10 protein-coding genes and 1 pseudogene are annotated in these 12,047 nt (G+C 74.8%); 3 read left to right on the forward strand and 8 right to left on the reverse strand.

All coding sequences use genetic code 11. The features are described from left to right. Positions 1 to 7: 7 nt before the first annotated feature. Complete coding sequence (gene ectA, locus ACZ7LY_RS26705) at positions 8 to 514, reverse strand: diaminobutyrate acetyltransferase (RefSeq protein ID WP_471627258.1); 507 nt, start codon at positions 512 to 514, stop codon at positions 8 to 10. Between the two features lie 407 nt (positions 515 to 921). Then, entirely contained in the window at positions 922 to 2,028 is a 1,107-nt protein-coding gene (locus ACZ7LY_RS26710) for a pyridoxal-phosphate-dependent aminotransferase family protein (RefSeq protein ID WP_471627259.1), read from the reverse strand. Positions 2,029 to 2,106: 78 nt separating this feature from the next. On the opposite strand from ACZ7LY_RS26710, the gene ACZ7LY_RS26715 reads away from it, so the two are divergent. Together ACZ7LY_RS26715 and ACZ7LY_RS26720 are read left to right on the forward strand one after the other, a co-directional pair. Beyond that, positions 2,107 to 3,225 carry an amidohydrolase family protein gene (locus ACZ7LY_RS26715; protein WP_471627260.1) on the forward strand — a complete coding sequence of 373 codons (1,119 nt, stop codon included), beginning with the start codon at positions 2,107 to 2,109 and terminating at the stop codon, positions 3,223 to 3,225. Positions 3,226 to 3,610: 385 nt separating this feature from the next. Beyond that, positions 3,611 to 4,570 (forward strand): SCO1860 family LAETG-anchored protein, encoded by a 960-nt coding sequence (locus ACZ7LY_RS26720; protein ID WP_471627261.1) that lies wholly within the window; start codon positions 3,611 to 3,613, stop codon positions 4,568 to 4,570. Between the two features lie 630 nt (positions 4,571 to 5,200). On the opposite strand, the gene cobC is transcribed toward ACZ7LY_RS26720, so the two are convergent. From cobC to ACZ7LY_RS26735, 3 genes and pseudogenes are all read right to left on the reverse strand, one after another. After that, positions 5,201 to 6,292 (reverse strand): Rv2231c family pyridoxal phosphate-dependent protein CobC, encoded by a 1,092-nt coding sequence (gene cobC / locus ACZ7LY_RS26725; protein WP_471627337.1) that lies wholly within the window; start codon positions 6,290 to 6,292, stop codon positions 5,201 to 5,203. A 129-nt stretch (positions 6,293 to 6,421) separates the two neighbouring features. Continuing rightward, positions 6,422 to 6,709, reverse strand: a pseudogene (locus tag ACZ7LY_RS26730) (hypothetical protein); the annotation flags it as partial. Next, on the reverse strand, positions 6,651 to 7,022 hold the full coding sequence (locus tag ACZ7LY_RS26735; RefSeq protein WP_471627262.1) for a cobalamin biosynthesis protein: 372 nt from the start codon (positions 7,020 to 7,022) through the stop codon (positions 6,651 to 6,653). The gene ACZ7LY_RS26735 and the pseudogene ACZ7LY_RS26730, both read right to left, overlap by 59 nt. A gap of 90 nt (positions 7,023 to 7,112) precedes the next feature. On the opposite strand from ACZ7LY_RS26735, the gene ACZ7LY_RS26740 reads away from it, so the two are divergent. Continuing rightward, on the forward strand, positions 7,113 to 7,847 hold the full coding sequence (locus ACZ7LY_RS26740; RefSeq protein WP_471627263.1) for a ZIP family metal transporter: 735 nt from the start codon (positions 7,113 to 7,115) through the stop codon (positions 7,845 to 7,847). A 5-nt stretch (positions 7,848 to 7,852) separates the two neighbouring features. On the opposite strand, the gene ACZ7LY_RS26745 is transcribed toward ACZ7LY_RS26740, so the two are convergent. Genes ACZ7LY_RS26745 through ACZ7LY_RS26755 form a run of 3 tightly spaced genes read right to left on the reverse strand, consistent with a single transcriptional unit; the run spans position 7,853 to position 12,035 of the window. Beyond that, positions 7,853 to 9,250, reverse strand: coding sequence for a cobyrinate a,c-diamide synthase (locus tag ACZ7LY_RS26745; protein WP_471627264.1), 1,398 nt, complete (start codon positions 9,248 to 9,250; stop codon positions 7,853 to 7,855). Continuing rightward, positions 9,244 to 9,852: a cob(I)yrinic acid a,c-diamide adenosyltransferase gene (cobO, locus tag ACZ7LY_RS26750; protein WP_471627265.1), complete on the reverse strand. Its 609-nt coding sequence runs from the start codon at positions 9,850 to 9,852 to the stop codon at positions 9,244 to 9,246. The genes ACZ7LY_RS26745 and cobO overlap by 7 nt, the downstream gene beginning before the upstream one ends. Continuing rightward, on the reverse strand, positions 9,852 to 12,035 hold the full coding sequence (locus ACZ7LY_RS26755) for a magnesium chelatase subunit D family protein (RefSeq protein ID WP_471627266.1): 2,184 nt from the start codon (positions 12,033 to 12,035) through the stop codon (positions 9,852 to 9,854). Before ACZ7LY_RS26755 ends, cobO begins: the two co-directional genes overlap by 1 nt. Positions 12,036 to 12,047 lie beyond the last annotated feature (12 nt).

Genomic DNA, 12,047 nt, shown 5'->3' on the forward strand with positions numbered 1-12,047 from the left:
GCGTCGCTCAGGCCAGCGGCCCGATGCGGTACAGCTCCTCGGGCAGGTGCCCCTCTTCGGGGAACACGCCCGCGTCGAACAGGACCGTGCGCTCCACGCCGGCGCCGTGCCGGCGGGCGAAGGACTGGAACAGCGCCTGGGACGCCGAGTTGTCGGGCGTGATGGTCGTCTCGACCGTCGTGACCGGCCGTCCGGCGCCGAGGACCTTGGCGATGAGGCCGTCCAGCAGCTCGCCGGCCAGACCGTGCCCGCGGTGGGCGTGGTCGACGGCGACCTGCCACACGACCAGGGTCTGCGGACGCTCCGGCCGGATGTAGCCGGTGACGAACCCGGCGACCTCGCCCGACTCGTCGCGGGCCACCACCGAGGTGGCCGCGAAGTCACGGCACCACAGCAGATAGCTGTACGACGAGTTGAGGTCGAGGACCTTCGAGTCGCGGGCGATACGCCAGATCGAGGCGCCGTCGGCCACGCCGGGATGGTCGAGCTGGAATTGCGCTTGTGCGGCGGTCATGCGAATTAAATTTACCGAGCAATTTCTGGAATTGCATCTAGGGGAGGGGTTACGTCAGCGGTCGATCTGTGTTATCGCGCGTGGGCGAGCGGGCGCGTGAGACCTCAGAGATATGTCCGGATTCATGGCGCACAAAAGGGATGTATCGCCGAGTTTGTGGAGTACGTCACAAGGCTGGAACCCCGCCGGAACGTGTCCGAATTACGGGCGCGGGCCCGCTCTCAACCTCTGTGTTTACGCTGCGGGAAAGCGGGCAGAAGTAATACGGGAAGCTACTCTCATAAACAATGCGGAATTGTTTGGTGAATAACAAAGGCGCCGCCCTCGTAAAAGGACGGCGCCCCGCTGTGGTGCGCGTTTTCCGCTCCGTGACGCCGCGGCCGCACCGCGCCGTCACGGACTCCGGCTCACCGCCAGGCCGCGGCCACCGCCTTGCGCGCCGCTTCGAGGTCCACCTCGTGGCCCGCCTCCGCGAGCGCCCCGCCGAGCGCCGCGAGCGAGGACTGCACGACACCGCGCGTCGCCTGCGGCCCGTAGTGGTTCACCCGGATCATCTCCGCGGCCAGCGCCCCGCCGCCCGCCACCAGCGGCAGCACCGGGTCCACCGCGAGCGCCCGCGCCACCAGCTCCCGCGCGTCCGTGCCCGCCGGCGCCCGCAGCGTCGTCGCCACCGGCGCCGCGTCCCGCGCCTCGTGCACGTACGGCGTCAGACCGCCGCCCAGCGCCAGCGTGCCCGCGCGGGTCGCCGCCGCCGCGCTCGCGTGCCGCGCCATCAGCGCCTCCAGGCCCTCGCCCTCGATCCGCTCCACGCACGCCTCGAGGGCCAGCATCTCCAACTGGGCCGGCGCGTGCAGCAGGGCGGTGCGGCCGCCGTCGATCCAGCGCTGCTTCCAGTCCAGGAGCGAGAGGTAGGAGTGGCGGGGCGCGTGCGGGTTCGCCGCCATCCGCTCCCAGGCGCGGGCGCTCACCGACACCGCCGAGACGCCCGCCGGGCCGCCCATCGCCTTCTGCGCGCCGATCACGCACAGGTCCACTCCCCACGCCTCGGGCAGCACCGGCTCGGCCGCGATCGAGGCGACCGCGTCCAGGTAGAACAGCGCGCCGTGCGCCCGGACGACCTCACCGATCTCCGCGACCGGGTTCGTGTTGCCCGTCGCCGCCTCCGCGTGCACCAGCGAGACGAAGTCGATCTCCGGGTGCTCCGCGAGCGCCGCGCGGATCTGGTCCGCCGTGACCGCCGTGTGGAACGGCACCGCCAGGTCGTGCACGGTCGCCCCGCAGTCCCGCAGCCAGTCGCCGAACGTCTGCCCGTACGGGCCCGTGATCACGTTCAGCGCGACCGTGCCCGGGCCCGCCGCCGCGCGGATCGCGCCCTCCAGCGGAAGCAGCGCCTCGCCCTGCATGATCACGACGTCCTGCGCGCCTGCGACGCCCATGAGGCGGGCCACACGGTCCTCGATGGACGCGAAGTGTGCGGCGCTCAGCGGGGCCAGGTCGAGAAACGGATGCGTCACGGTGGTGCTCTCTTCGCTCACGGGTTCGGTAGGGATGCCGCTGACGAGCGTACCGACCGCTCTCATAGGCTTCGTGCCATGAGTGCGACGAGCGACGCCGGGGTGCTGCACATCAGGGGACGGGTCCTCGCCGGACCCGAGGACGTGCGCGACGAACTGTGGGTGATCGACGGCAGGATCACGTACGAACGGCCGCGTACGGCCGGGCTCGACGTGACCACGCTCGACGGCTGGGCGCTGCCCGGACTCGTCGACGCGCACTGCCATGTCGGGCTCGACGCGCACGGCCCGGTGCCCGCCGAGACCGCCGAGAAGCAGGCCCTCACCGACCGCGACGCGGGCGCCCTGCTGCTGCGCGACGCCGGCTCGCCCTCCGACACCCGCTGGATCGACGACCGCGAGGACCTGCCCCGCATCGTCCGGGCCGGCCGCCACATCGCCCGCACCCGCCGCTACATCCGCAACTACGCCCACGAGATCGAGCCCGAGGACCTCGTCGCGTACGTCGCCCGCGAGGCCCGGCGCGGCGACGGCTGGGTCAAGCTCGTCGGCGACTGGATCGACCGCGAGGAAGGCGACCTGACGGCCTGCTGGCCGCGCGGCGCCGTCGAGGCCGCCATCGCCGAGGCGCACCGGCTCGGCGCCCGCGTCACCGCCCACTGCTTCGCCGAGGCGTCCCTGCGCGACCTCGTCGAGGCCGGCATCGACTGCGTCGAGCACGCCACGGGCCTCACCGACGAGCTGATCCCGCTGTTCGCGGAGCGCGGCGTCGCCATCGTGCCGACCCTCGTCAACATCGCCACCTTCCCCGACCTCGCGGCGGGCGGCGAGCAGAAGTTCCCGCGCTGGTCCGCCCATATGCGCCGGCTCCACGCGCGCCGCTACGACACCGTGCGCTCCGCCTACGACGCGGGCATCCCCGTGTACGTCGGCACCGACGCGGGCGGCTCCCTCGCGCACGGGCTCGTCGCGGGCGAGGTCGCGGAGCTGGTCAAGGCCGGCATCCCCGCGCTCGACGCGCTCTCCGCCACCGCATGGGGCGCCCGCGCCTGGCTCGGCCGCCCCGGACTCGACGAGGGTGCCCCCGCCGACCTCGTCCTCTACGACACCGATCCGCGCGCCGACGTACGGGTCCTCGCCGCGCCCCGCCATGTCGTGCTCCGGGGGCGGCGCGTCGGGGGCGGGTCGCGGGGTTGACGGGGCGTGACCCCGGGGCGGCGCGGCTCGTTTGCGTACCTCTCGCGAGGGTGGGGCCGGGGGTGCCGGACGGGGGTGAGCGCGTTTGAGCGCGTTCAGGGTGTTCGTTCAGGGTGTTCACGCGTGCTCAAGGGTGACGCGTGGGGCGTCGGATTCGAAGGTTTGAGCTAAAACCCCCCTTTGGAGTGAACTCACGCCGGGTTGTGGCCTGTTCACTCTCAGTGCGTAAAGATTCCCTCAGTCGATGACCAGTCGACGACCAGTCGCCGTCGGACGGTGGGGCCGCGCGTGTCCCCGTGCAGGCCGCCACCGACGGCGCCCGTTCTTGTTCATGTTCCGTGACGGTTCCCGTGATGATCCGTCCTGCTCTGGGGGTCCCACCAGCATGCCCAGCTCCACCCTGACCACCGTCCTGCGCACGCCCGCCCGCCGTGCCGCCGCCGCTGCCGTGGCCACCGCGCTCGCCGCCGGGCCGCTCGTGCTCGCCGCCGCCGGGCCCGCCGCCGCCACCGGCGACCACGGCGGCAAGGCCGGTGCCGTCGTCCTGCGCACCGGCCTCGACGTGAACCTGCTCAACAAGACCGTCAACGTGCCGCTGCGCGTCTCCCTCAACGAGGTGCAGGCCCCCGCGAGCGCCGAGAAGACCGCCCTCACCGCGCGGCTCGACGGGGTCGACGGGGGGCAGCCGTTCAGCGTGCTGCGGGCCGATGTCGCCAAGGCGCGGGCCACCGTCGACTCCCGTCAGTCGGAAGGGTTCACGCAGCTCGCGCACGCCAAGGTGCATGTCCCCGGGCTGCCGCTGCTCTCCCTCATCGAGGTCGACCAGGTCACCTCCAAGGCGCTGTGCGTGGCCGGCAAGAAGCCCGTCGCCGAGTCCAACCTGCTGGGGTCCGTCACCGTCCTCGGCAAGAAGGTGACGCTCAGCGCCGGGGGCACGACCGAGGTCAAGGTGCCGGGCGTCGGTGAGGTGTCCCTCGGCCTGTCCAACACGTCGACGACCTCGACGACGGCGGCGGCTTCCGCGCTGCAACTCAAGGTCTCCGTCAACCCGTTGAAGCTGAACGTCGCGGAGGTCACCGGGGAGGTGACGCTGGCGGGGGCCACGTGTGAGGCGCCTGCCGTGCCGGCCGTCGTGCCGCCTGCTTCTCCGAAGCCGTCCGATGAGCCTGAGGTCGAGCCTCAGGGGGGTAAGGGCAAGGTCGTCACGCCGGTGAAGGAGAAGGCGGGGCTCGCCGAGACGGGGGGTAGTTCTACGACTCCGTACGTGGTCGGGGGTGCGGTCATTCTTCTGATCGCCGGTGGGGGAGCGGTGGCCATGTCCCGCCGCGCCCGCCGCGCCCAGTAGTTCCAACGCGGGCCTCTTGGGGGGGCGGGGAGTTTTTCGTCTGCGGCGCCGCCGTGCCCGCTCGCGCAGTTCCCCGCGCCCCTGAGGGTGGCAGCCCCGGCTGGGGGTTCTTCGCGTGCGGGTCCGCCGTGCCCGCTCGCGCAGTTCCCCGCGCCCCTGAGGGTGGCAGCCCCGGCTGGGGGTTCTTCGCGTGCGGGTCCGCCGTGGCCGCTCGCGCAGTTCCCCGCGCCCCTTACGGGGCTGCCAGTTCCGGTGGTTTTGGGTGGGGGCGCCCCCGCCGTCTTGTTGCCTGCGGCTCCGTCGTGGCTGGTCGCGCAGTTCCCCGCGCCCCTTACGGGGCTGCCAACCCCGGCACTTCTTCGGCGCCCCCCGCCTTGGGCAGTCTGCCTCCCCCAGACTCCGTCCGGGGGACCCCCAGGGCGGCACGGGTGGGCAAGGCGGCACCCCAGCGCCGGGTCAGTGCACGTTGTGCGTCCAGTTCAGCCCCGGTGGGGCTTCTCGCGCAGTTCCCCGCGCCCCTTACGGGGCTTGTCTCAGCGCCCGCTCTCGGCCTCCGGCCCTGGCAGTTGGCCTCAGCGCCGAACTCCCAGCCCCTCCGGCGATTGAGGAGCAAGAGCCGGGGCTGGCCGTTTACGGGGCTGGGTGAAGTGCCGTGCGTAGGGCTGACGTGAAGCGGGTGCTGGTTTGTGGGGGGCGGACTGCCGCGCGGAGCCAGTCGGGGCCGAGGCCCGGGAACGTATCGCACCGCCGGACCGCAAACCCCGCCCCCCGCAACCGCTCCCGCACCCCCAGCCCGGAGGGCACCCGCACCAGAACGAACGGCCCCGCCGCAGGTCCCACCACCCGCACCCCGGACTCCGCCAGTTCACCCAGCCGCCCCACCAAAAACTCCCGGTCCGCCGCGACCTCCCGCGCCGCCCGCTCCGCCTCCGCGACCCCCCGCGCCGACATGCACGCCACCGCCGCGACCAGCGCCGGCGAGGACACCGGCCACAACGGCTGCGCCCGCTCCAGCGCGCCCACGATCCCCGGTTCGGCCAGGACGTAGCCGACGCGCAGCCCCGCAAGACCCCACGTCTTCGTCAGCGACCGCAGCACCACGAGCCCCGGCACGTCCGTACGGCCCGCCAGCGCCTCCCGCTCACCCGGCACCGCGTCCATGAACGCCTCGTCCACGACCAGGACCCGCCCCGGCCGCGCCAGCCGCGCCAAGGACTCCGCCGGATGCAACACCGATGTCGGATTCGTGGGGTTCCCGACGATCACCAGATCCGCGTCCTCCGGCACCAGCGCCGGATCGAGCCGGAACCCGTCCTCCTCCCGCAGCAGCACCCGCCGCACCGCGTGCCCCGCGTCCGCGAGCGCCGCCTCCGGCTCCGTGAACTGCGGATGCACCACGACCGGCCGCCGCACCCGAAGCGCCCGCGCCAGCAGCACGAACGCCTCCGCCGCCCCCGACGTCAGCAGCACCCGCTCCGGCCCCACCCCGTGCCGCGCCGCGACCGCCGCCCGCGCCGCCCGCCCGTCCGGGTACGCGGCGAGCCCGTCGAGGGACGCCGCGATCCGCTCCCGCAGCCACAGCGGCGGCGTCCCCGTCCGCACGTTCACCGCGAGGTCCGTCAACTTCTCGCCGTCGTCCCGCACTTCGGCATCCCCGTGATGCCGCAGATCCGGCCCGCCCACCCCGGCCGCGACCGACCCCGGGCCCCCCGCACAGCGCACCGCCACCCCGCCCGGCGCCCCCGCGGACCGCTCCGCCCACTCCTCGCAGCGGGCGACGACGGCCTCCTCGTACGGCAGGAGCACCACCCGGCGCGCGCCGAGAGCCGCGCACCGGGCGAGGCCCGCCGGGACGTCCGGCGCGGCGCCCGACACGAACGCCGGCTCCACGCCCGCGCAGCCGCCGCCCTCCCACAACAGGCGGGCAGCGGCGGCGAGTTCGGCGTTGGCGTACGCGTCCGGCGCACCGGAGCCCACCAGCAGGACCGTCACCTCGGGCGCGGCCCAGCCGGACGCCCGCAGCGTCTCGGCCAGGCGCGCTTCGAGCGCCGCGAGCAGGGCCGGGGGAGGGGTGTGCACGTCAGGCTCCTTCGGGAAGAGGGCAGGTCGGGTCGGGGCGGGCCGCCGCGCACGTGACACGGCCGGGGCCGCCCCCGGGGCCCGGCGCGGTCCGCTTCGGCACCACCAGCACGCCCCCGCGCGCCAGCGCCGCCGCCTCCGCCACCGACGGCGTGCCCGTCGCGGCCCGCGCCCGGTCCGAGGGATGCGGCACCGGCACCGCCGCCAGCCGGTGCGCCGGATACGTCCGCAGCGGCACCCCGAGCCGTCGCGCCGCCGCCACGAGCCCCGGCTCCGCGCCCTTCGTGTCCAGCGTCGCCAGGGCCAGCGGCGCCGCGCCGCCCGCCGCCCGCAGCACCTCCCGTACGAGCGTCAGGACCTCGTCCGCCGACACGCCCCGGCGCGCCCCCACCCCGACCACGACGGGCGGCGGCCCGGCGCTCCGGAGGTGCGCGCGGGGGTCCGCATGGGTTAGCAAGGGCTCATGGCGGTCTTCGTGGCGCTCGGCGCCTTCGTGATGACGCTGGTCGGCGGCTGGACCGCGCGGAGGGTCACCGACCGGCGCCACCTCGTGCTCGGGCTCGCCGGCGGGCTGATGCTCGGCGTCGTCGGCCTCGACCTGCTGCCGGAGGCCCTGGAGGCGGCCGGCGGTCCCGTGTTCGGCGTGCCGGCGGCGCTGCTGCTGTTCGTCGCCGGGTTCCTCGCCGCGCACGTCCTCGAACACCTCCTCGCCCAGCGCCAGGCCGCCCACGGCGGCGACGAGCACCCCGACGGGCGCGTCCCCGAGGTGGGCCTGACCGCCGCCGCCGCGATGGTCGGGCACAGCCTGATGGACGGCATGGCGATCGGCGCCGCGTTCCAGGTGGGCGGCGGCATGGGCATCGCCGTCGCGCTCGCCGTGATCGCCCACGACTTCGCCGACGGCTTCAACACGTACACGCTCACCCGCCTGTACGGGAACGCCCGCCGCAAGGCGATGATCATGCTGTTCGCCGACGCGTGCGCGCCCGTCGTGGGTGCCGCGTCCACGCTCCTGTTCACCATTCCGGCGCAACTGCTCGGCGGCTATCTCGGCTTCTTCGGCGGTGTCCTGCTCTACCTCGCCGCCGCCGAGATCCTGCCCGAGGCGCACCACGACCACCCCGCCCGCTCGACCCTGCTGTGCACGGTCGCGGGCGCGGCGTTCATCTGGCTCGTCGTGGGCCTGTCCGGCGGCTGACCGGATCACGGCCCGCAGCGCTCCACGAGCCGCCGCGCCACGCCCGGCAGCCCCGCCCAGTGCAGATGCAGATAGCTCGCGTGCACCCCGCCGCGCACGAAGCCCTCCACGCGCCGGGTCGGCGTGTGCATGCCCCACGCGGGGGACGGGCCCGCGCCCGGCTCGATCACCGTGCGGTGGAACTCATGCCCCCGCACCCGTGTGCCCGCCGGCGCCAGCACGCTGTCCGTCACCGCGACCGCGTCCCGGTAGCCGAGCGTGAGCCGCCCCGACATCGCCGCCCGTGCGTCCAGCACCCCGCACATCGGTTTCCCGTCGAGCGACCGCGCCAGATACAGCAGCCCCGCGCACTCGGCCACCACCGGCGCGCCGGACGCGGCGAGCGCGGCGACCTCCTTGCGTAGCCGCTCGTTCGCGGACAGCTCGGGCGCGTACATCTCGGGGAAGCCGCCGCCGACGACGAGGGCCCGCGTGCCCGCCGGCAGCGTCTCGTCGCGCAGCGGATCGAACGGCACGACCTCCGCGCCCGCCGCCCGCAGCAGCTCCGTGTGCTCCGCGTACGAGAACGTGAACGCGGGGCCGCCCGCCACGGCCACGACCGGCCGCCGCGCCCGCCCAGGACCCGGCCCCGCGTCCGTGCCCGGGTTCACGTCCGTGTCCGCGCCCGCGTCCGTCTCCGCGCTCCACGGCTCGGCCGCGAGCGGCGGCGCCGTGCGCGCGAGGGCCAGCAGCCCGTCCAGGTCGCACCCCTCCCGCACCATCCGCGCCGACGCCCGTACGGACTCCAGCGCGTCGGCGCTGCGCTCCGCGACCGGCACCAGGCCCAGGTGCCGGGACGGCGTCGCCACCTGCGGCGTGCGGCGCAGCGCCCCGAACACGGGCACGCCGACCTCCTCCAGCGCCTGCCGCAGCAGCTCCTCGTGCCGGTCCGAACCGACCTTGTTGAGGATCACGCCCGCGAGCCGCACCTGCGGGTCGAACGACGCGAAGCCGTGCACGAGCGCCGCCACCGAACGCGACTGCGACGACGCGTCCACCACCAGCACCACCGGCGCCTTCAGGAGCTTCGCCACATGCGCCGTCGACGCGAACTCGCCGCCGCCCGACGCGCCGTCGAACAGGCCCATCACGCCTTCCACGACGGCCAGTTCACAGCCCCGGGCGCCATGCGCGAACAGCGGCGCGACCCGCTCGGGCCCGCACATGAACGCGTCCAGGTTCCGCCCAGGGCGGCCCGTGGCCAGCGCGTGATAGCCCGGGTCGATGTAGTCCGGGCCCACCTTGTGCGGCGACACGGCGAGCCCGCGCTCGGCGAACGCCGCCATCAGGCCCGTCGCCACCGTCGTCTTGCCCGAGCCGGACGCGGGCGCCGCGATGACCAGCCGGGGGACCTCGCCTACCACTCGATGCCCCGCTGGCCCTTCTGACCCGCGTCCATCGGGTGCTTCACCTTCGACATCTCCGTCACCAGATCGGCGAACTCCACCAGTTCGGCGGGGGCGTTGCGGCCGGTGATGACGACGTGCTGGGTGCCGGGCCGGTCGCGCAGCACCTCCACGACCTCGTGCACGTCGATCCAGCCCCAGTGCAGCGGATAGGCGAACTCGTCGAGCACGTACAGCTTGTACGTCTGCGCCGCCAGGTCGCGCTTGACCTGCTCCCAGCCCTCGCGGGCCTTCTCCTCGTTGTCCGTGTTGTCGCCGTGCAGGCCGCGCTGGACCCAGGACCAGCCCTCGCCCATCTTGTGCCAGGCGACCGTGCCGCCCTCGCCGGAGGCGCCGAGCACCTTGAGCGCGTTCTCCTCGCCGACCTTCCACTTCGCCGACTTGACGAACTGGAACACCCCGATCGGCCAGCCCTGGTTCCAGGCCCGCAGCGCGAGCCCGAACGCCGCCGTCGACTTCCCCTTGCCGATGCCCGTGTGCACGAACACCAGCGGCCTGTTGCGGCGCTGACGCGTCGTCAGCCCGTCGTCGGGCACCACACTCGGCTGTCCCTGCGGCATTACGCGGCCCTCCTGTTGCTGCGGTCGGTTCCCTGTACGTCCTTGACGAGCCCGGCGATGGCGTCCGCCCGCAGCTCCTCCAGCGTGACGGCCGGCCCGCCGAGCCGCTCCGCGAGCCGCGCGGCGAGCCCGAGCCGCACCATGCCGCTCTCGCAGTCCACGACCACCGACGCCGTGCCCTCGCCCGCGTGCAGCCCCGCCGCCCGCTCCGCGAGCCGCACCGGCTCCGGGCCGCCCGTCGCCCGGCCGTCGGTGACGACCACCATCAGCGGGCGGCGCGCCGGGTCGCGCAGCCGCTCCACGCGCAGCACGTCGTGCGCCTTCAGCAGCCCGGCCGCCAGCGGTGTGCGCCCGCCGGTCGGCAGCGACTCCAGGCGGGCCGCCGCCGCGTCCACGCTGGAGGTCGGCGGCAGCGCCACCTCCGCGCCCACGCCCCGGAACGTCACCAGGCCCACCTTGTCGCGCCGCTGATAGGCGTCGAGCAGCAACGACAGCACCGCGCCCTTCACCGCGCCCATCCGGCGCCGCGCCGCCATCGAGCCCGAGGCGTCCACGACGAACAACACGAGGTTGCCCTCGCGGCCCTCGCGCGTCGCCTGCCGCAGATCGTCGCGGCGCACCACGAGCCCCGGCCCGCTGCGCCCGCGCGCCCGCTGATGCGGCGCCGCCGCCTGCACGGTCGCCGCCAGATGCAGCTTCGTCAGCGGCCCGCGCGGGCGCGTCGAGCCCGTCGTGCGGCCGTGCTCGGTGCGGGCCCGCGAGCGCCGCCCGGCCGCGCCCTCGCCGAGCCCCGGCACGCTCAGCGTCTTCGTACGGAACGGCTCGCCCGCGCCCACGGCCTGCTGCTCGCGGCCCGCTCCCGCCGGGGCGCCGGCCGGGGCCTCCTCAGGCGCCTCGCCGGGGGCGTCCGGGGCGTCCGGTGCCTGCTCCTGCTCCCGGTCCTGCTCCTGGGGGCGGTCGGCCGCCGTCCCGTCGTCGGGGCCCGCGCCCTGCGGGGGGACACCGCCTCCGCCGCCGTCCGGGCCGCCGCCGTCCGGGCCGCCGTCGTCCGTGCCGTCGTCGGGGCCGTCCGTGCCGTCGTCGTCGCCGGGGCCGCCCTCGGGCTCGGGCGTGGGCGGCTCGGGGTCGGGCTCCGGGTCGTCGTCGGGCGCGAACTCCTCCAGCGTCTCGTCCAGCTTGTCCTCGTCGAGCCCCGGCGCGTCGAACGGGTTGCGGCGCCTGCGGTGGGGCAGCGCGAGCAGCGCCGCCTGCCGCACGTCCGCCGACTCGACCTCCCCGCGACCTGCCCAGGCCGCGAGCGCGGTCGCCGTACGCGCCATCACGATGTCCGCCCGCATGCCGTCCACCTCGAACGCCGCGCAGGTCGCCGCGATCTGGAGCAGCGCCGCGTCCCCGAGCACCACCTCGGGCAGCAACTCCCGTGCCGCGACGATGCGTTCCCGCAGGGCGCGCTCCTCGTCGGCCCAGCGCGCGGCGAACGCGGCCGGGTCGTTCTCGAACGCGAGGCGCCTGCGCACCACTTCGACCCGCTCGCGGGGCTCGCGCGACGCGGCGACCTCGACCGTGAGCCCGAACCGGTCCAGCAACTGCGGCCGCAGCTCGCCCTCTTCGGGGTTCATCGTGCCCACGAGCAGGAACCGCGCCGCGTGCCGCACGGACACGCCCTCCCGCTCGACGTGCGAGGCGCCCATCGCCGCCGCGTCCAGCAGATGGTCGATGAGATGGTCCGAGAGCAGGTTCACCTCGTCCACGTACAGGACGCCCCGGTGCGCGGCGGCCAGCAGACCCGGCTCGAACGCCTTGACGCCCTCCGCGAGCGCCTTCTCGATGTCCAGCGAGCCGACGAGCCGGTCCTCGGACGCGCCGACCGGCAACTCGACCATCCGCGCGGCCCGTTCGGTGCCCTCAGCGCCCTCAGCGCCCCCCGCGTCCCCGGGGTCCGTGTGCGGGCCGTCCGGGCACCCCGGGTCGGGGTCGGCCGGGTCGCAGGAGAAGCGGCAGCCGGCCACCACGGGCACCGGCGGCAGCAGCGCGGCGAGCGCCCGTACGGCGGTGGACTTGGCGGTGCCCTTCTCGCCGCGCACGAGGACCCCGCCGACCGCCGGAGACACGGCGTTGAGCAGCAGGGCGAGCCGCAGGTCGTCCTGGCCGACGAGCGCGGTGAACGGATACAGGCTGGGCATCAGCTGTCACCT

Source organism: Streptomyces sp. NPDC107550, from assembly GCF_055639095.1.

What these genes read in the sequence shown, in the direction of transcription:
- ectA (WP_471627258.1), bottom strand. Translation starts at nt 514, where the DNA reads ATGACCGCCGCACAAGCGCAATTCCAGCTCGACCATCCCGGCGTGGCC.
- ACZ7LY_RS26715 (WP_471627260.1), top strand. Translation starts at nt 2,107, where the DNA reads ATGAGTGCGACGAGCGACGCCGGGGTGCTGCACATCAGGGGACGGGTC.
- ACZ7LY_RS26755 (WP_471627266.1), bottom strand. Translation starts at nt 12,035, where the DNA reads ATGCCCAGCCTGTATCCGTTCACCGCGCTCGTCGGCCAGGACGACCTG.
- ACZ7LY_RS26740 (WP_471627263.1), top strand. Translation starts at nt 7,113, where the DNA reads ATGGCGGTCTTCGTGGCGCTCGGCGCCTTCGTGATGACGCTGGTCGGC.
- ACZ7LY_RS26720 (WP_471627261.1), top strand. Translation starts at nt 3,611, where the DNA reads ATGCCCAGCTCCACCCTGACCACCGTCCTGCGCACGCCCGCCCGCCGT.
- cobO (WP_471627265.1), bottom strand. Translation starts at nt 9,852, where the DNA reads ATGCCGCAGGGACAGCCGAGTGTGGTGCCCGACGACGGGCTGACGACG.